Origin of the sequence: Methylobacterium sp. UNC300MFChir4.1 (genome assembly GCF_900110155.1) — a bacterium.
GTDB lineage: Bacteria > Pseudomonadota > Alphaproteobacteria > Rhizobiales > Beijerinckiaceae > Methylobacterium.
On sequence record NZ_FOCS01000001.1, the window covers coordinates 345,325 to 362,972 of the forward strand.

Genomic DNA, 17,648 nt, shown 5'->3' on the forward strand with positions numbered 1-17,648 from the left:
GGGTCTCAACCTCTCGGGACTGATCGGGACGACGCCGGCGGTCGCGGCCGTCGATGGGATCTGTCTAAGGGGCGGCGCCTGACCCGGGCGTGGCGATCAAATTACCGTTTGGACAGGTGGGCGAGCGGTCGCGGAGCCCCAGCGCGATCGCGGCGAGCGACTGAGATCGGAGGTCCGACGCTCCGGCGCGGGTTGGGCCGGATCCAGGCTCGTGCTGTCCGGCACCGCAGTTTCCGGGAGTCGATCTTAAATACCGCTCAGTTCGTCGGGCCGGCGCAATCTCGGTGCCGCCAGATTTGAGTGTGTAGGCAGAGGAATCGACAATGAAGGTGCTGTTGGCGGCCGCCATGGTCTTCGGGTCGACTGTCGGCGCGCTGGCGGTCGAGTCGTACGCGGATTACCGTGATTACTTCGACGCGAAGCCCGTCGTCGCAAGTCGCGCGCCGCGCAGCGTTTCCGAGAGAACGTACAGCGTCGATACGCGTCGCCCCGGAGATGAGCGCGTTGCGAAATCGGCGGCCAACTTCCGGCCCGGCTACTGGAACCAGTCGGGCGGCTACGTTCCACCGGACTATTCCCTGCATCCGCAAGGCGCGTCGCAGGACGGCTTCTGGACCCCGAACGACGCGTCCGCCGCCAGTTGGGGCGGGCCGCGGGCGTTCACCGGAACCCTCGGCACCCGACGCTGACGGGCGAGCCTCCGGGGCCGGGTCACCCCCGGGGCGGGCCTGACACGTCGGAGCGCTCCCGGACGGGCGCTCAGTCCCCGCTGAGCCGGACCAGAGCTTCCTCGATCTTCGCCAGCCGCGCCGCCTCGCTCTCGCGGCGCTCCCGGTTCTCCTCGATGATCTCCTCGGGCGCCCGGGCCACGAAGTCGGCGTTGCCGAGCTTGGCGTCGATCTTCTTGATCTCGCCCTGCGCCTTGCCCTGCTCCTTCTTCAGGCGTGCGACCTCGGCCGCGAGGTCGACCACGCCTTCCAGCGGCAGCGCGGCGACGCTGCCGCGCACCAGGAGCTGCACCGAGTTCTTCGGCGGCGTCTCGGAGAAGGTGATCTCCGACAGCCGGGCGAGGCGCAGGAGCGTGTCGCGCCAAGCCTCAACCCGCGCTCTCACCTCCGGGGCGGCGCCGACCATCACCAGCGGGATCTGCGCGCCGGCCGGGACATTGGTCTCGGACCGCGCCGAGCGGATCTGGCTGACGAGATCGACCACGAACCCGACCTCGGCCTCCGCGGCCGCGTCGGCGAGGCCGCCGAGGTCCGGCCAGGCGGCCAGGGTCAACAGGCCGCGCTCCGGCAGGTCGGCGCCCTTGATCGCCCACAGCTCCTCCGTGAGGAACGGCATGAACGGGTGCAGCAGCTTGGCGACCTGATCGATCAGGAACGCCACGCTCGCCTGCGTCTCGGTCCGGATCGCCGGATCGACGCCCTCGCCCTGGAGCACCGGCTTGGCGAGCTCGAGATACCAGTCGCAGAAGATGTTCCAGACGAAGCGGTAGGCCACCGCCGCCGCGTCGTTGAAGCGGAAGGCCTCGAGGGCGCCCGCGACCTCGTCGACCGCGCGGGCCGCCTCGGTGAGCGCCCAGCGGTTGATCGCGCCGGTGGCGGAGCGCGGGTCGAAGGCCGGGTCCAGGCGGCAGCCGTTCAGCTCCGCGAAGCGGGCGGCGTTCCAGAGCTTGGTCGCGAAGTTGCGGTAGCTCTGGACCCGGTCGGTGGACAGCTTGATGTCGCGGCCCTGGACGGCCAGGGCGCAGAGGGTGAAGCGCAGCACGTCGGCGCCGACCTGATCGATCAGTTCCAGGGGATCGACGACGTTCCCCTTCGACTTCGACATCTTCGCGCCCGACGCGTCCCGCACCAGCGTGTGCAGGTAGACCGTGTCGAAGGGCGCCCGGTCGGTGAGGTGCAGGCCCATCATCATCATCCGGGCGACCCAGAAGAACAGGATGTCCTTGCCGGTCACCAGGGTGTTGGTCGGGTAGAAGCGCGCGAGTTCCGGCGTCGTGTCCGGCCAGCCCAGCGTCGAGAACGGCCAGAGCGCCGAGGAGAACCACGTGTCGAGGACGTCCGCGTCGCGGGTGAGCGCGACCGGCCGACCGTGCTGCGCCTCGGCCGCCGCCTGCGCCTCGGCCTCGCTCTCGGCGACGAAGATGCCGCCGGCGTCGTCGTACCAGACCGGGATCTGGTGGCCCCACCAGAGCTGGCGCGAGATGCACCACGGCTCGATGTTGGTGAGCCACTGGAAGAAGATCTTCTCGTAGTTCTCGGGCACGAACTTGGTCTGACCGTCGCGCACCGCCTGGAGGGCGCGCTCCGCGAGCGGCTTGACGTTCACGTACCACTGGTCGGTCAGGTAGGGCTCGATGACCACGCCTGAGCGGTCGCCGTGCGGGACCGCGTGGGTGTTCGGCTCGATCGCGCGCAGCCGACCGCGCGCCTCCATCAGCGCCACCACCTCCTTGCGGGCCTGCGCCCGGTCGAGGCCGTGGAGCGCCAGGGCTTCCGGCTCGGGCGCGACGCCGTCGAGGAACTCGGCGTTGCCGTCGAGCAGCATCCGGCCCTCGGGATCGAGGACGTTGATCAGGCCGAGTCCGTGGCGGCGGCCGACGTCGAAGTCGTTGAAATCGTGGGCGGGCGTGATCTTGACCGCGCCCGTGCCCTTCTCGGGATCCGAGTAGGTGTCGGCCACGATCGGGATCAGCCGCCCGACCAGCGGCAGGCGCACGCGCTGGCCGACGAGCGCGGTGTAGCGCGCGTCCTCGGGATGGACCGCGATGCCGGTGTCGCCCAGCATCGTCTCGGGGCGGGTGGTGGCCACCGTGATGACGGCGCCGGTCTCGGCGCCGGCCTCGTCCACCACCGGGTAGTCGAAGTGCCAGAGATGGCCCCTGGTCTCGACCTGCTGGACCTCCAGGTCCGAGATCGCGGTCTGGAACTTCGGGTCCCAGTTCACCAGCCGCTTGTCGCGATAGATCAGGCCCTGCCGGTGCAGATCGACGAAGGTCTTGAGCACGGCCCGGCTCAGCCCCTCGTCCATGGTGAAACGCTCGCGGGACCAGTCGCAGGAGGCGCCGAGCCGCTTCAGCTGGTTGACGATCGCGCCGCCGGATTCCGCCTTCCAGGCCCAGACCTTCTCGACGAAGGCCGCGCGGCCGATCTCGCGGCGGCCGGGCTCCTGACGCTCCATCATCCGCCGCTCGACCACCATCTGGGTGGCGATGCCGGCATGGTCCGTCCCCGGCTGCCAGAGCACGTCCTTGCCGCGCATGCGCTCGAAGCGGCAGAGGATGTCCTGCAGCGTGTTGTTGAGGGCGTGGCCCATGTGCAGGGAGCCCGTCACGTTCGGCGGCGGGATCACGATGCAGTACGGCGGGGCCCCGGCGCGCTCGGGCCGGCCGGCACGGAAGGCGTCCGCCTCGGCCCAGGCGGCGGAGATCCGCGCCTCGACGGAGGTGGGCTCGAAGGTCTTGTCCATCATCGCGGGTACGGGCCGGCGCTTGTCCAAACGGGGGTGGCCCCGCTTTCGACCGTCACGCCGCTCCCGTCAACACGCGGACGGCGGCCCGCGGCCGCCGTACCCAGGCCGCCGGCTCAGCGGCCGCGCGACACCCGCTCAATCTCGGCGCGCACGAGGCGCTCGACCACGGCCGGGAGGTTGTCGTCGAGCCAGGATTTCAGCATCGGCCGGAGCATCTCCTTGACGAGATCCTCCAGGGTCCGGGCGTTCTGCGTCAGCACGGTGTGGGCCAGCAGGTTGAACGCGCCGCTGACGCTGGCATCCGTGGCCGGAGAGACCAGGGCCTCGGGCTCCGGCTCGGGCGCGCGGGCGGCCTGGAGCACGGGCTGCGGGGGCGGAGGCGGTGGGGGCGGCGGCTCCGGGGCCGGCTCGGGCTCGGGCTCGGGCTCGGGCTCCGGCTCGGGCGCGGCGGTCACCGGGTCCTCGAAGTCGATCGCGTCGAAGTCGAGCAGGTCCGGGGCCGGCTCGGGTTCCGGCTCCGGCTCGACGACGCGCGGGCGCATCACCGGCTCGGCGACCTCCGCGAGGTCGAGCACGTCGTCGGGCTCCGGAGCGGGCGCCGCGACCTCGGCCGGCTTGGCGGCCTGATCGTCGGCGATGATCCTCCGGATCGACGCGAGGATCTCTTCCATCGAAGGCTCGTGCGCCTTATCGGCAGCCTTGTCCTGGAATTTCGAGTCCGGGATCTTGGGGCTTGCTGCACTCATCGGCAGGCGCACTCGGGCGAGGGAGACTGGAAAGCGACCCGAATGGATCGATGTTCAATCAGTATTCCATGCCGTTTCATGACGGCAAGCGCGCCCACAACACACTCCCCGTGGAAAAGCCGTCAGCGACCGTCCGGGGTGCGCAGGCCGAACCAGAGATCCTTGACCTGATCGTAGTGAACCTTGGCGCTGTAGTATTCGACCGGGAGCGCCGTGAAGCGCGCGGTCAACTGTCCGATCGCCTGGACCACCCCGTAGGAGAAGATGACCCGGTCACGCTGGGCGACGATGAGGTTCACCCGGGAATTCAGCAGTTCCTGCTGCGCGTTGAGCACGTCGAGGGTCGTGCGCTGGCCGACGCGCGCTTCCTCGCGCACGCCGTTCAGCGCCACCTCGTTGGCCTGGACCTGGGCCTGGGCGGCGATGACCTGCGCCTTGGCGGCCTCGAGCCGGCCCCAGAAATCGACGATCTGAGCGCGGACCTGATCGCGGATCTGGTCGACCTGGATGCGGGCCTGGCCGACCGACTCCTTGGCCTGCCGGATCTGCGCGTAGGTCTGGCCGCCCTCGTAGATCGGGATCGAGAGCCGTCCGCCGACGAAGCCGACGAAGAAGCTCTGGTTCGGTCCGTTCTGGTCGTAGAGCTGGCTGAGCGAGCCCTGCAGGCTGAGCTGCGGGGCGAGCTGGCCTTCCAGGACTTTCACCTGGGCCTCGCTCGCGTCGACGTTGTGGATGGCCGAGACGACCTGCGGGTGCTCGCGCAGGCCGACGGCGATCGCCTGATCGAGGCTGCGCGGCACGAACCGGTCCAGCGGCCGACCCGGCGCGAGCTGGCGCGGCTCGACGCCGATGTTCTGCCGGTAGACGCCGATGCTCGTGCGGAGGGTCGATTCGGCCTGGGCGACCTGCGATCGCGCGCCGGCCAGTCGGGCCTCGGCCTGCGCGACGTCAGTCCGGGTCACCTCGCCGACGTTGAAGCGGTCCCGGGTCTGGCGGAGCTGCTCTTCCAGAACCTCGACGTTGTTCCGGTTCAGCTCCAGCGTCGCCGTGTTGCTGAGCACGTTCATGTACGCCTGGACGGCGCTGTACAGAACCGACAGCTCGGTGAAGCGCAGGCTCTCGCGCTGGCTGTAGACCTGCGACTCCGCGCGCCGGACCGTGTTGTCGGTCTGGAAACCGTTGAAGATCGTCTGCGTGACGTTGAGGCTGGCGGAGCTCGGCAGGTAGGTGGTGCGCGTCGTCCGCCGGGAGGTGATGACCTGGCTCGCGATGTCGGAGGTCGCGCCGCCGGACAGGCCCTCGCCGCCGGTCGCGGATCCCGCCGCCCCGGCACCTGAGGTTCCGATGCCGGTGGTGCCGCCCGCGGTCCCGATCCCCGTGGACCCGATCCCCGTGGTCGTTCCGGTCCCGGTCGTCCCGGCGCCCGCCGTTCCGCCCAGGCCGCCGCCCGTCGTCCCGAGGGCCGATCCGGCGGTGGTCGCGGCCGTGCCGCCGGTGGCCGCCGTCGCGACCGTGCTGGACGAGCGCGTCTGAAGGTACTGGACGCCGATCGCGGCGTTGACGTTGACGGTCGGCCGGTAGCCCGACTGCGCGATCGCCACGTTCTCGTCGATAGCGCGCACGCCCGCACGGCTGGCGTTCAGGCTCGGATTGCCCTGATAGGCCTTCGCGAGAGCGCTCTCCAGAGTCTCGGCCGATGCCGGCATGGCAGCCAGCATCGCGAGTCCGGACACCATCCCGGCCAGGCGGAACGTCGGGCAACTCGCTGGTGGACGTCGTGTCACGATGAACAAGCCCTTGCGGTCTCTTTCGGTCCGGAAGTCCGAGACGAAAACGGCCAAGGTACGGCGTTTCGCTCGTCTCCGATCAAGCCCGCCCCACCGTCACGCTTAGCGCAAACCGGGCGCTTTGGCTCGCCTCGGTGCGGGTCTGGCGGCGGAATGTGCGGCGTTGGGGCATTAAGGTGACACACCCGGCGCGGACAGCGCGGCACGCGAGCGAATTGAGTTGTTAAGTCGCATAAATACGCTCTTCCAAAGACTATTGCCGGCGTGCAGCCACGCGAGACTTGGGAGCCGACGCGTCGCCCCCGGCCGGGCAGGGTGGCCCGTTCCGCGGCTGGCCCTGCGGTCGACACCGGTCCGCGCCTAGTAGCGGTCCATCCCGCCGCCGCCGGCGTCGGGCTCCAGATCCAGCGGTCCCTCGGGCGCGGATTCCGGCTCGGGTGCGCGGCGCGCCCGCGCTGGCGGCCGCGGCTTCGGCGCCGGCCCTGCCAGCGCGGCCGACGGGTTCGGTTTCGGCGCGGCGCTCGGGGAAGCCGGCTGCCCGCGGGTGCCGCCGGGCGGCCCGGGCGGGCCGGGCGGGCCCATGGCACCCATCAGCCCCGGTGCGCCGGCCATGCCGATGGGGCCGCGCTCGCCCGGCGGGCCCGGCGGTCCGGCGACGCCCTCCGCGCCGGCTGGCCCCTGGGGTCCGGGCGGCCCGGGCGGTCCCATCGCGCCCCGCTCGCCGGGAGGCCCGGCCTCGCCCCGCGGACCCGTCTCGCCGCGCGGGCCGGCCGGGCCGGCGAGCCCGGGCGCCTGCGGCCCCTGCTGGCCGCACTCGCCGACCACGATGCTGCGGGTCTGTTTCGGCGTCCGCAGCGTCGCGATGCAGGTGGCCGGATGATAGACGACGCGAAACTCGAAATAGCCGCGGCTGTCGGTCCGGTGGGGGAACTGGCCGTCGAGCGTGATCTCCACCCCCGGATCGTCGGCGTAACCGATGATCCAGAGATCACCGCCGGTGATCTTGGCGGCCTCGATGCGCATGTCCGCCGCCCGCGCCGGCAGCCCGCAGGCGGCCGACAGGGCCAGCATCGAACACAGCGCCCAGCGCTCGCGCCACAGGCGTTTGGCAGATCTCATGGCAGGTCACGCAGTCTTTTAGACGGTCAGAATGCCATAGCCCGCAAACTAAGCAATAAATTGCGGAGAAAGTTGGATGTGGAAAAGCGCGGCCGGTCGAAGGCCGTAGTCCGAAATGGGTATTCGAAGGGCGCGCGGCGGGGCCTGTAGCGTGACCGCGCTGGACCCGGTCAGGCGTGTGCGGACCGGGCCGGCAGAGGAGTGACGCGGACCGATTCACCGGTCACCGCCGCGCGAGCGCCGCGGGCCGCATTCGGACCCGCGGTGGAGGGTTCTGCCGTGGACAACGACGATCCGCCCTGGGACACGGACCCGCTCTGGTACGACCGGACCGAGTCCGGAACGCCGCCGGGACCCTTCCTCGAGGCGCTGGCCTGGCTGTTCCTGCTGGCGATCGCCGGGTGCGCGGCGCTCGTGTTGCTCTACGGGATGCCGGACCGCCTGTGGCGCGCGGCGGCGCGCCGGCTGATGCGCCGCGATCCGGCGGATGCCGGGCGGTTCTGAGCCGCGCGCGCCGGCACCGGCTCAGGCCGCGGCGATGCGCGTGCTGAGCAGGGTGGCTTCCAGATCTTCCACCGGCATCGGGCGGCCGAGATGGTAGCCCTGCAGGAACGGGCAGCCCATCGCCTGCAGGATGTTCAGGTCCTCGGCCGACTCGACGCCTTCCGCCACCACGTCGAGCCCGAGCAGCCGGCCGAGGCCGAGGACGGCGAGGACGAGCCCGCGCTTGTCGTCGCTCGCCCCGAGGCCGGTCACGAAGCTCCGGTCGATCTTGATCCGGTCCGCCTTGAGCTGGCGCAGCGAGGAGAGCGACGAGTAGCCGATGCCGAAATCGTCCAGGGCAACCCGGATGCCGGCGCGGGACAGCGCCTGCAGCTTGCCCTGCACCGCGCCGATGTCGAGGGCCGTCTCCTCGGTGATCTCGATCTCCAGCATGGTGGGCGGCAGGCCGAGGAGGTTCAGGCGCCCGATGACGATCTCGTCCACGGGGACCTGCGCCATCTCCCGGGGTGAGACGTTCATCGCCACGCGCACGCCGCTCAGGCCGCGGCGATGCAGGATCTCCAGCATCGCGCAGACCTGCTCGAGGATGTAGCGGAGCAGCGATTCGGTCAGGCCGGCCATCGCGGCGGCGGCGATCAGGTCCGGGGGCGCGATCCAGCCGAGCCGCGGATGCTCCCAGCGGATCAGGGCTTCCAGCCCGACCAGGGTCCGGCCATCGGCCGCGTAGATCGGCTGGAACCAGACCTTCGGGGCGTTCTCGACCAGGGCCTGCGACAGGTCGCGCTCCAGGTCCCGCCGCATCTGCAGCCCCTCGCGCAGGCCCGAATCGAACACCCGGTAGCGGTTCCGCCCGGCGGCCTTCGCGGCGTAGAGCGCCTCGTCGGCGCAGCTCAGCATCTCGGTGAAGCTCGGCTCCGCGCTCGCGTGGACGCCGATGCTGACCCCGAGGCGGCCCGCGTCGAAGCCGTCGAACGGCTGGGACACCGCGGCGATGAGGTTCGCCGCCATGACGTCGTCGGGCACGCCCGACGTCACGGGATCGTACAGCACCGCGAACTCGTCGCCGCCCAGCCGGGCCGCGAGACCGTTCTCCGGCAGCGCGTCCTTCAGCCGGCGCGCCACCTCGACGAGCACCCGATCGCCCGCCTTGTGGCCGTAGACGTCGTTGACGAACTTGAACCCGTCGAGGTCGAGCATCAGCAGGCTGAGGGTCCCGGTGCGGAGCCGGTTCTCCGTCGCCTGGAGGAAGCCCGCGCGGTTCAGCAGGCCGGTGAGATCGTCGTGCGTGGCGCGCCACCGCATCTCGTCCACGAGGGCGCTGGCGCTGGCATGGGCCTCGGCGCGGGACCGGGCGAGGGCGTGGGCCTCGTTCTTGAGCCGGCTCGCCTCACGAAACACGGACTCGCTGCGGAACGCCGTGTGCGTCAGGGCGAGGAAGTAGAGCAGCACGCAGGCCGCGAGGCAGTTCCGGTCGAAGTCGCCGGCATAGGCGAGGCAGGCCACGACGGACAGCAGCGGCAGGGCGATGAAGGCGAGGGGGATGCGCGCGTACGCGATCCCGTGCGTCACCGCCCCCGCGGTCACGCCGCAGGTGATGGTCAGGTAGAACAGGGTCTCGGCGGTCGTGTAGCCGTCGCACAGGAGCGGCTGGCAGGCCCAGACCAGTCCGGAGAGGAACGCCGCGACCGTGAAGACGCGCAGGTGCCGGTCGACGGAGCGCGCGGCGGCCGCGGCGAGGCTCGGCGTCATGTCGGCGGTCAGCGCCAGGCCGAGGCAGGGGATCCGGCAGAGGGCGATTCGCAGGAGGTTGACGCTGGTCGACGCCGCGAACCAGATGGCCCCCACGGTGCCGTGCCCGCTCCTGTAGGCGACGAGCATGCTCGCCACGCCGAGCAGCATGTTGACCGGGATGGCCGCCAGCACGCTCCCGCGCATGGCCTCCAGCTGATCCCGCCGGATCAGCGCGCCCCACCTCGGATCTGCAGGGTCGAGAGATTCACCGGAGCCGGGTAAGCCCGGCTCGGATCTCTCCTGGTCCCGAACGATCATCGCACGTCCACTCGAAGATGAGGGACTCATGGCACCGAATCGTAAGATATCGTTGAACGATCAACGCGCGCCGCGCCCGATCCCGAGCTTTTCGCGCGCCGCGCGAAGAGAGACTCCGGGTCGCAAGGCATTCCGGCCGCGTCGCCGCGCACCATATCGGGTCCCGGGCCGCTCCCGGGCCCCGGATCGTCCATGGCCCTGACCCGCGACCTGCTCGATATCCGGACGATCTATCACGAGCCCACCGTCGGCGACTTCCCGCTGGGCCGGGACATCCTGGCGCGCTTTCCCGACGCCGCGCGCATCGTCGTGCCGTCGCACTGGAACATCCCGGAACTCCACGGCAACGCCGGCTCGGTGGAGGATTGGGTGCGGATCAAGCGCTCTACGCTGGTCCTCGGCGTGAAGAAGGGCCTCGCCATGCGCCCCAACGGCCGCAGCGCCCACTTCATCGCGCCCTCGACCTCCAACGGCTGCGCCATGGCCTGCGCCTATTGCTACGTGCCGCGCCGCAAGGGCTTCTCCAACCCCATCTCGCTGTTCGTGAACCTCGAGCAGGCCTGCGCGGCGATCGCCCGCCACGCCGGCCGCCAGGGGCGCCTGCCGGAGCCGGACCCGATCGATCCGGAGCACTGGGTCTACGATATCGGCGAGAACGGCGACCTCTCGGTCGACGCGGCGGTCAGCGACGGCGTGCGCGCCCTGGTCGCGCTGTTCCGCACCCTGCCCAACGCCAAGGCCTCCTTCGCCACCAAGGCCGTCAACCGCGACCTCCTCGCCTACGATCCGCAGGGCAAGACGCGCGTCCGCTTCTCGCTCATGCCGGCGCGGATCGCCCGGATCGTGGACGTGCGCACCGCCCCGATCGCCGAGCGGATCGCCGCCATCGACGAGTTCGTGGCCGCCGGCTACGAGGTCCACGCCAACTTCTCGCCCGTGATCCTCTACGAGGGCTGGGAGGCCGACTGGCGGGCGCTGTTCGCCGAGATCGACGCGACGCTGTCCGACGCCGCCAAGGCGCAGCTCAAGTGCGAGATCATCATGCTGACCCACAACGCGGATCTGCACGCGGTCAATCTCGGCTGGCACCCGAAGGCCGAGGACCTGCTCTGGCGGCCGGACATCCAGGAGGCGAAGGTCTCGGAGGGCGGGGGCACCAACCTGCGCTACCGGGCCGGCTGGAAGGGCCGCTGGCTCACCCGCTTCAAGGCCCTGCTCGCCGAGACGATGCCCTACTGCACGGTGCGCTACGCGTTCTGAGCGCGGAGCGCTGAACTTCCGGCCGCGCGCGGCGTTGGCGCGCCAGCGGAGGAAAGCTCAGCCATGTCGAGCCCGTCCATGTCGAGCCCATCCATGTCGACGCACGAGGACCATATCGGCGAGGCGGTGGCCCTCGCCGCCGCCAATGTCGAGGCGGGCGGTGCGCCCTACGGCGCGGTCATCGTGCGGGAGGGGACCGTGCTGGTCCGCGCGGCCAACACCGTGCACGCGACCAACGACCCCAGCGCCCATGCCGAGATGGTGGCGCTGCGCGAGGCCAGCCGCCTCCTCGGCCGCCGCGACCTCGGCGACTGCGTGATGTACGCGAGCGGCCGACCGTGCCCGATGTGCCACGCCGCGATGCGCCTGGCCGGCTTCAAGGAGGGCTACTTCGCCTTCTCGGCCGAGGAGGCCGAGACCTACGGCGCCGGCAGCGCGTCGATCTACGCCGAGCTCTGCCAGCCCCTCGATGCGCAGCCGATGCGCGTCACGCAGCTGCGTCCGCCGGGCGATTCGCCCTACCCGGCGTGGAAGGCGCGCCGCGAGGCCTGACGCGGCGGCGACGGCCTCAATGGGTCCAGGGCGCCGTGCGGTTGAACTTGAAATTGTCCGAGTAGGACAGGCCCTTGCGCTGGACGGGCTTGGCCGGCTGCTCGACGCGGTAGGCGATCCCCTCGCGCTTCGCGTAGGCCACGGCCTCCTCCTCGGTGTCGAATTCCAGGCGCACTTGCTGGAGCATGTCCGAGGACCCGTTCCACCCCATCAGCGGATCGATCTCGCGCGGGCTGGTCCGGTCGAACTCCAGGATCCACTGCTTGGTCCGGGCGAGGCCCGACTGCGTGGCGTCCCGAGACGGACGGAAGATGCGGGCGCTCGGCATCTGACTCGACAAGCTCCTGATCGAATGGTCGGGGCGATAGGATTCGAACCTACGACCCCCTGGTCCCAAACCAGGTGCGCTACCAGACTGCGCCACACCCCGACTGCCACACGGCCTCAATGCCGTAGCGGTTCCGCCGTTCCCCCGCAAGGCGCGGCGCGGTGCGCGCCGACGCTTCCGGGATCGGCCCTTCGCGGCGGCCTGGCCGTCGCGTACCACTTGTCAGACAAATCAGGGCGCGGTAGCGTTCGGGCTGGGACGAGGACCGGGCCGCCCCGCTGTCGAACCGGCGCCTGCCATCACTGGGGGGTGGAGGATGGTGCGCCCGGATCGACGTGCCGGGCGGTTCCGGCCCTCGTCGCCGCAGCGTCGCCGCGGTGCTGCGCCTGCGTCCGCGCGGCGGGCCTTGCCGGCCCGCGCCGGAACGGTGACGATCGCCGCGAGTGACAGGGACCTGCCCGTGTGGACACCGAGCCCGCGCTACCCGGACCCGGCGGTCGAGATTCTCGACGCCGCCTTCGCCCGCTACCGGGTGTTCAACGCGGCGGTCGAGCGCCTCGCGACCGGCTTCCGCTGGTGCGAGGGGCCGGTCTGGTTCGGCGACGGACGCTACCTGCTCTGGAGCGACATCCCCAACGACCGCATCCTGCGCTGGGACGAGGAGAGCGGGGCGGTCGGCCTCTACCGGCGGCCGTCGGGCTTCGCCAACGGCAACACCCGCGACCGGCAGGGGCGGCTCGTCACCTGCGAGCACGGCGGCCGTCGGGTCACCCGGACCGAGCATGACGGCGCGATCACCGTCCTGGCGGACGCGTTCGAGGGCCGCCGGCTCAACTCGCCCAACGACGTGGTGACCGCGGCCGACGGCGCGGTCTGGTTCACCGACCCACCCTTCGGGATCGGCGGGTTCTACGAAGGCGTGCGCGCCGAGCCCGAACTGCCGCAGAACGTCTACCGGCTCGACCCGGTCACCGGTGCGCTGGAGGCCGTGGCCACCGACCTCGCCGGCCCCAACGGCCTGTGCTTCTCCCCCGACGGCCGCGTGCTCTACCTCGTGGAATCGCGCGGGCAGCCGACCCGGCGGATCGTCGCCTACGACGTGGTCGCCGGCCGCACGCTCCGCGACCGGCGGGTCCTGATCGATGCCGGGCCGGGCACGCCGGACGGGCTGCGCTGCGACGTCGACGGCAATCTCTGGTGCGGGTGGGGCATGGGCGACGACGCCCTGGACGGCGTCATGGTGTTCAACCCCGACGGCCGGCCGATCGGCCGCATCCGGCTGCCGGAGCGCTGCGCCAATCTCTGCTTCGGCGGCCGGCACCGCAACCGCCTGTTCATGGCGGCGAGCCAGTCGCTCTACGCCGTCCACGTCGACGTCCAGGGCTGCGCCGGCGGGTGAGGCCCGGATGCCCAGCCCTGCATGCGCCGCCGGCGTCGTCGCCGGCACCATGCTTGACCGGAGCGGCGCGCCGACCCACTTCCCGTCCGCCGGGGGCATAGCGGGACACCAGCCGATGATCGAACTCCATTACTGGCCGACGCCGAACGGCCATAAGATCACGATGTTTCTCGAAGAAGCGGGCGTTCCTTACCGCATTCATCCCGTCAATATTGGCAAGGGTGAGCAGTTCAACCCGGATTTCCTCAAGATCGCGCCCAACAACCGGATGCCGGCGATCGTCGACGACGAGCCGGCGGGCGGCGGCGCGCCGGTCACGCTGTTCGAGTCGGGGGCGATCCTGCTCTACCTCGCCGAGAAGACCGGGCGCTTCATCCCGGGTGACCCGCGGGGCCGGGCCGAGGTGCTGCAATGGCTGTTCTGGCAGATGGGCGGCCTCGGCCCGATGCTCGGCCAGAACCACCACTTCTCGCAGTACGCGCCCGAGAAGATCGACTACGCGATCAAGCGCTACGTCAACGAGACCAACCGGCTCTACGGCGTCCTCGACCGGCGACTGGCCGACCGCGCCTTCGTCGCCGGGCCGGACTACTCCATCGCCGACATGGCCTGCTATCCCTGGATCGTGCCGTGGGAGAAGCAGGGGCAGAACCTCGACCAGCACCCGAACCTCAAGCGCTGGTTCACGGCGATCGCCGAGCGGCCCGCCACCAAGGCGGCCTATGCCCGCGCCCCGGAGGTCAATCCCGATTTCGGCAAGACCATGAGCGAGGATGCCAAGAAGGTGATGTTCGGCCAGACCGCCGCCAGCACCAAGCGCTGACCGGATCATGGTCGAGATCCCGCCCGCCCTGCCGCTGCAGGTGATCCACCGCGGCTGGAACACCTTCGGCATCGCCACGCTGACGCTGCAGGACGGCAGCACCGTGCGGCGGGCGCTGGAGGACCACGGGCAGGCGGCCTGCGTGCTGCCCTACGATCCCGAGCGGCGCGTGGCGCTGCTCGTCCGTCAGGCGCGGGTCGGGCCCGCCTTCTGGGGTGAGTCGGCCGAGTTCGACGAAGCCCCGGCGGGCGGCCTCGACGGGGGCGCCCCCGAGGCGACGGCGATCCGGGAGGCGATGGAGGAGGCGGGCGTCCGGCTGACCCGGCTGGAGCCGGTCGCCCACGCCTACAGCATGCCGAGCGTGTCCTCGGAGCGCCTCTGGCTCTACCTGGCACCCTACGCCGCGGCCGACCGGGTCGGCCCCGGCGGGGGCCTGCACGCGGAGGGCGAGCAGGTGGTGGTCGTGGAGATGCCGCTGGCCGCGCTGGCGGAACAGGCCCGGGCCGGCCGCCTGCCCGATCTCAAGACCCTGGTTCTCGTCCAGGCCCTGATGCTCCGAAGCCCCGAACTGTTCGCCGCATGACCCTCTCGCCCACCGCACCCGCGCCGGATGTCCTCGCGGCGATGCTCGCCTTCGCCGAGGAGGCGGCCCCGCTGGCCCTCGCCATGCGGGCGGGAGGCCTCGCGATGAGCAACAAGGGTCCGGATCTCGGCCAGGCGCTGACCGAGGCCGACCTCGCCGTCAGTCGGTTGATGCACGCGCGGTTCGGCCCCGACCTGATCGAGGAGGAGACCGCCGAGGATCTCGGACAGGCGGCGGCCCGGGCGCTGCTCGCCCGCGACGCCTGGACCTTCGTGGGCGACCCGATCGACGGGACCCGGCCCTTCGCGGGCGGCCTGTCGGGCTGGGGCGTGATGGTGGCGGCCTGCCGCGGTGGCTGGCCCCGGGCCTGCGTCATGAGCCTGCCGGCCTGGAACGAGGACCGCTCCGCACCGGCCGGGGGCGTATCGGCGGAAGCCACGGAGGGTCTCCTGCTGGCGGCGAGCGAGGGCCGCGCCTACTGGGCCCCGACCCGCGGCGGCCGCACGACGACGGCGCTGCGCCCGCTCGAGCGCCCGGAGCGCCGGACCGGCCATGTCGGCTGGCTGTCGGTCACGGCGCAGCGCTACACCCTGGATTACGGCCGCGGCTGGTTCCCCTGGAGCGAGGGCGGGGCGATCTCGGACGCCGCGCTCCTGGCCACCGGGCGCCTCGACGCGACCCTGAGCAACAACCGATTGTGGGACCTGGGCCCGATCCTCCCGCTGTTCGAGGCGCTGGGCTTCCGCCTGTTCCACTGGCCCGATCTCGGGGATCCGCCGGCGGACTTCGTGGACCTGTTCGACGCCGAGCTGTCGGCCCACGACGACCTCTGGCTGGTGTGCCGGGATCGCGCGCAGGCCGCCGATCTGGCGACGGCCATCCGCCCCGCCTAGGACAGGGCCCTGCCGGGCCGCGTCCGGGACGCGTCCGGGCCGGGATGGCCGTCGATCGGGCGGTCCCGGATCGCGCGGGGATCCGGGACCGCTCTCAGAGCGCCGCGATCAGCGACCGGATCCGCGCCTGCGACGCCCTGAGCCCGTCCTCGGCCTGGGTCCGGGCGGCATCGAGCTTCGCCAGCTCGTCCTCCTGGGCACCCATGCGGCTGAGATAGCGGCGCGCCAGCTCGCTGTCCTTCGGAACGGCGCCGAGATTGCTGCGGATGCGCTCCTGCTCCGCCTGCACCTTCGCCGCGCGCTCGCCGATCTCCTCGACGGTCCGGGTCGCCGCGGCGACCTCGGCGCGGGCCTGGGAGAGGGTCTTGAGCTTGCCGCCCAGCTCCGGGTCGGTCGCCAGGGAGGCCCACCGGACGAGCAGCGCCTCGTCGGCGTCGACGAGGTCGTAGGCGTCGATCCGGACGCGCTCGAGCACGGCCCGGGTCTCGGCCGTCCCGCCGGCGGGAACCGCGACCTTGAGGCGATAGGCCGTGGGGGTCTCGCCGTCGCGAGCGGACGCGGTGAGGGTCCAGCCATCCCGTCGGGGATGCTCGATGATCACGGAGCGGGCGGCGTCCGGCGCACCCTTGATCGTGTAGGTCGTGACCTCCCGGGCGATCACCGTCGCGCGCGCCACGCCGTCGACCACGGTGATCTTGGTCAGGGCGTCGCTCGGCGCGGTCTCCGCCTGGACGGCGACCTTGCGGTCGAGGGCGAAGCTGGCGAGCCGCTGCTCGCCGACGGGCGTCGCGGGCAGGCGGGCGTCCCCCAGGTAGCCGGCCTTGCGGTCGTAGAGGGTGATGAGGCCCGCCGGCAGGGTCGCGCCGGCGCTGTTGCGGATCCGGAGGGCCGCGATCGGGTGAACCCCCTGGCCTGGCTTCCAGAGGGCGACCCGCTCGGCCTCGATCTCGGTATCGAGGAACGGCACCGACAGCGTGCCGCCGGCGCGCAGATCGACCGGATGCGGCAGCGTGAAGTTCGCCGCGACATCCCCCTCGCTGGCGGCGGCGCCCGCGGTGGCGGCCGCGGCGTCGTAGCTCGGTTCCGCGGCCTCCATGCGGCTGTCGCGGGTGTCCATCCGCGCCATCGGGGCCGGAAGAGGCGCGGCGGCGGGGGCCGGGGCGCGCAGGCGCGCGACCGACTTCGACGCGACCGTGCCCGGGTCGAGGTCCGGCATGCCGACATCCTCGACCATCACCGGCGCCTCCGGTCTCTTGCGCCAGTAGCGCTTGTGCAGGCGCTGGAGGAGCGCCACCGGCGACCCGGACGAGAGGGTGACGTCGACGCCCGTCCAGTCGGCGCCGAGGGCGTTCTCGATGATGGCCCAGGCCTGCAGGTTCGCGCGCCCGCCGCCGCCATCGACGATGCGGTAGCTCGTCTTCCAGACGGGCGCGGCGACGACGTAGGTCAACCGGACCTCGCGCTGGCCCTGCCCGGAGACGGCGATCTCGACCCGGTGGGCGTCGCCGACCTTGGTCTTCCCGGCCGCCGCGATAGCCTCAGCGATCTTGGCCGCCATGGCCGGGTCGAGGATCGTCACGGAGGCGCCGTCCTCGATCGGCACGGATTCGAGCGTGCCGGTCGCGGTCAGGACGGTCAGGATCGAGACGTCGCCGGTCTCAGTCCCGGCATTCCGCTCGAAGACGCCGAGCACCCGCCCTTCGAGCGTGCGCCCGCCGCTCTGGACCCGGATCGGGACGCCCTGCAGCTTGCCCACGAGGCGGGTCGGCGCGGACAGGTCGTCCGCGGTGAACGGCATCGTCCGCAGGGTCTCGTCGGCCTGATCCACCCCGTCCAGGCGCAGGGCGCCGACGGTTCCGACGGGATCGCGCACGACGAGGCTCTTGAGGATGTCGTCGATCTGCTCGGGCCGGACGCTGAGCCCGATCGTCCCGTCGCCGTCGACGGCATGGACCAGGGTCACTTCGGCCAGGCCGCCGCTCGACAAGGTCACCGCGCGGATGCCGTCGGGCGCTGCCATCAGGGGCGGTGCGGCTGCAATCATGGACACGAGGACTCCGGCTAAGGTCAGATGCGATCGGATCAATTCGTCTGGCTCCAGTCAGGGCGCGCCCGCCGCACGCGGTCC

General features: G+C 71.5%; 15 protein-coding genes and 1 tRNA gene. 8 read left to right on the forward strand and 8 right to left on the reverse strand.

Annotated elements, in window-relative coordinates:
* Positions 1–323: 323 nt before the first annotated feature.
* Entirely contained in the window at positions 324–689 is a 366-nt protein-coding gene (locus tag BMY19_RS01710) for a hypothetical protein (protein ID WP_100250682.1), read from the forward strand.
* A 70-nt stretch (positions 690–759) separates the two neighbouring features.
* Here BMY19_RS01710 and BMY19_RS01715 read toward each other — a convergent pair whose 3' ends face one another.
* From BMY19_RS01715 to BMY19_RS01730, 4 genes are all read right to left on the reverse strand, one after another.
* Complete coding sequence (locus tag BMY19_RS01715; RefSeq protein WP_100250683.1) at positions 760–3,477, reverse strand: valine--tRNA ligase; 2,718 nt, start codon at positions 3,475–3,477, stop codon at positions 760–762.
* A 113-nt stretch (positions 3,478–3,590) separates the two neighbouring features.
* Entirely contained in the window at positions 3,591–4,148 is a 558-nt protein-coding gene (locus BMY19_RS01720) for a PopZ family protein (RefSeq protein ID WP_091977735.1), read from the reverse strand.
* A 197-nt stretch (positions 4,149–4,345) separates the two neighbouring features.
* Positions 4,346–5,959 carry a TolC family outer membrane protein gene (locus BMY19_RS01725; RefSeq protein WP_056531760.1) on the reverse strand — a complete coding sequence of 538 codons (1,614 nt, stop codon included), beginning with the start codon at positions 5,957–5,959 and terminating at the stop codon, positions 4,346–4,348.
* A gap of 411 nt (positions 5,960–6,370) precedes the next feature.
* The gene (locus BMY19_RS01730; RefSeq protein ID WP_244534804.1) at positions 6,371–7,129 is read right to left on the reverse strand and encodes a collagen-like domain-containing protein; all 759 of its coding nucleotides are present in this window, start codon (positions 7,127–7,129) and stop codon (positions 6,371–6,373) included.
* Positions 7,130–7,408: 279 nt separating this feature from the next.
* Between BMY19_RS01730 and BMY19_RS01735 the strand changes: the two genes are divergently transcribed.
* Complete coding sequence (locus BMY19_RS01735; RefSeq protein ID WP_100250684.1) at positions 7,409–7,633, forward strand: hypothetical protein; 225 nt, start codon at positions 7,409–7,411, stop codon at positions 7,631–7,633.
* Between the two features lie 21 nt (positions 7,634–7,654).
* Here BMY19_RS01735 and BMY19_RS01740 read toward each other — a convergent pair whose 3' ends face one another.
* The gene (locus tag BMY19_RS01740; RefSeq protein WP_175556273.1) at positions 7,655–9,568 is read right to left on the reverse strand and encodes a putative bifunctional diguanylate cyclase/phosphodiesterase; all 1,914 of its coding nucleotides are present in this window, start codon (positions 9,566–9,568) and stop codon (positions 7,655–7,657) included.
* A gap of 306 nt (positions 9,569–9,874) precedes the next feature.
* Here BMY19_RS01740 and BMY19_RS01745 point away from each other — a divergent pair, with 306 nt between their 5' ends.
* Together BMY19_RS01745 and BMY19_RS01750 are read left to right on the forward strand one after the other, a co-directional pair.
* Complete coding sequence (locus BMY19_RS01745) at positions 9,875–10,942, forward strand: spore photoproduct lyase family protein (protein WP_020090617.1); 1,068 nt, start codon at positions 9,875–9,877, stop codon at positions 10,940–10,942.
* A 93-nt stretch (positions 10,943–11,035) separates the two neighbouring features.
* Entirely contained in the window at positions 11,036–11,494 is a 459-nt protein-coding gene (locus BMY19_RS01750; RefSeq protein ID WP_091925371.1) for a nucleoside deaminase, read from the forward strand.
* A 16-nt stretch (positions 11,495–11,510) separates the two neighbouring features.
* Here the strand turns inward: BMY19_RS01750 and BMY19_RS01755 are convergent, their stop codons facing one another.
* Positions 11,511–11,822 carry an ETC complex I subunit gene (locus BMY19_RS01755; protein ID WP_020090615.1) on the reverse strand — a complete coding sequence of 104 codons (312 nt, stop codon included), beginning with the start codon at positions 11,820–11,822 and terminating at the stop codon, positions 11,511–11,513.
* 25 nt (positions 11,823–11,847) lie between these two features.
* A tRNA-Pro gene (locus BMY19_RS01760) sits at positions 11,848–11,924 on the reverse strand.
* 358 nt (positions 11,925–12,282) lie between these two features.
* Between BMY19_RS01760 and BMY19_RS01765 the strand changes: the two genes are divergently transcribed.
* The 4 genes from BMY19_RS01765 to BMY19_RS01780 all read left to right on the forward strand — a co-directional run bounded on the left by BMY19_RS01765 (position 12,283) and on the right by BMY19_RS01780 (position 15,520).
* Positions 12,283–13,221: an SMP-30/gluconolactonase/LRE family protein gene (locus BMY19_RS01765; protein WP_056531771.1), complete on the forward strand. Its 939-nt coding sequence runs from the start codon at positions 12,283–12,285 to the stop codon at positions 13,219–13,221.
* A gap of 115 nt (positions 13,222–13,336) precedes the next feature.
* Entirely contained in the window at positions 13,337–14,044 is a 708-nt protein-coding gene (locus BMY19_RS01770; protein WP_100250685.1) for a glutathione S-transferase N-terminal domain-containing protein, read from the forward strand.
* Positions 14,045–14,051: 7 nt separating this feature from the next.
* Positions 14,052–14,627, forward strand: coding sequence for an NUDIX domain-containing protein (locus BMY19_RS01775; protein ID WP_100250686.1), 576 nt, complete (start codon positions 14,052–14,054; stop codon positions 14,625–14,627).
* The gene (locus tag BMY19_RS01780) at positions 14,624–15,520 is read left to right on the forward strand and encodes an inositol monophosphatase family protein (protein WP_100250687.1); all 897 of its coding nucleotides are present in this window, start codon (positions 14,624–14,626) and stop codon (positions 15,518–15,520) included. The genes BMY19_RS01775 and BMY19_RS01780 overlap by 4 nt, the downstream gene beginning before the upstream one ends.
* Before the next feature lie 94 nt (positions 15,521–15,614).
* On the opposite strand, the gene BMY19_RS01785 is transcribed toward BMY19_RS01780, so the two are convergent.
* Positions 15,615–17,564, reverse strand: coding sequence for a DUF4139 domain-containing protein (locus BMY19_RS01785; RefSeq protein ID WP_244534805.1), 1,950 nt, complete (start codon positions 17,562–17,564; stop codon positions 15,615–15,617).
* Positions 17,565–17,648 lie beyond the last annotated feature (84 nt).

What these genes read in the sequence shown, in the direction of transcription:
- BMY19_RS01725 (WP_056531760.1), bottom strand. Translation starts at nt 5,959, where the DNA reads ATGGTGTCCGGACTCGCGATGCTGGCTGCCATGCCGGCATCGGCCGAG.
- BMY19_RS01750 (WP_091925371.1), top strand. Translation starts at nt 11,036, where the DNA reads ATGTCGACGCACGAGGACCATATCGGCGAGGCGGTGGCCCTCGCCGCC.
- BMY19_RS01715 (WP_100250683.1), bottom strand. Translation starts at nt 3,477, where the DNA reads ATGATGGACAAGACCTTCGAGCCCACCTCCGTCGAGGCGCGGATCTCC.
- BMY19_RS01755 (WP_020090615.1), bottom strand. Translation starts at nt 11,822, where the DNA reads ATGCCGAGCGCCCGCATCTTCCGTCCGTCTCGGGACGCCACGCAGTCG.
- BMY19_RS01740 (WP_175556273.1), bottom strand. Translation starts at nt 9,568, where the DNA reads ATGCGCGGGAGCGTGCTGGCGGCCATCCCGGTCAACATGCTGCTCGGC.
- BMY19_RS01745 (WP_020090617.1), top strand. Translation starts at nt 9,875, where the DNA reads ATGGCCCTGACCCGCGACCTGCTCGATATCCGGACGATCTATCACGAG.
- BMY19_RS01710 (WP_100250682.1), top strand. Translation starts at nt 324, where the DNA reads ATGAAGGTGCTGTTGGCGGCCGCCATGGTCTTCGGGTCGACTGTCGGC.
- BMY19_RS01720 (WP_091977735.1), bottom strand. Translation starts at nt 4,148, where the DNA reads ATGGAAGAGATCCTCGCGTCGATCCGGAGGATCATCGCCGACGATCAG.
- BMY19_RS01785 (WP_244534805.1), bottom strand. Translation starts at nt 17,564, where the DNA reads ATGATTGCAGCCGCACCGCCCCTGATGGCAGCGCCCGACGGCATCCGC.
- BMY19_RS01730 (WP_244534804.1), bottom strand. Translation starts at nt 7,129, where the DNA reads ATGAGATCTGCCAAACGCCTGTGGCGCGAGCGCTGGGCGCTGTGTTCG.
- BMY19_RS01770 (WP_100250685.1), top strand. Translation starts at nt 13,337, where the DNA reads ATGATCGAACTCCATTACTGGCCGACGCCGAACGGCCATAAGATCACG.
- BMY19_RS01780 (WP_100250687.1), top strand. Translation starts at nt 14,624, where the DNA reads ATGACCCTCTCGCCCACCGCACCCGCGCCGGATGTCCTCGCGGCGATG.
- BMY19_RS01775 (WP_100250686.1), top strand. Translation starts at nt 14,052, where the DNA reads ATGGTCGAGATCCCGCCCGCCCTGCCGCTGCAGGTGATCCACCGCGGC.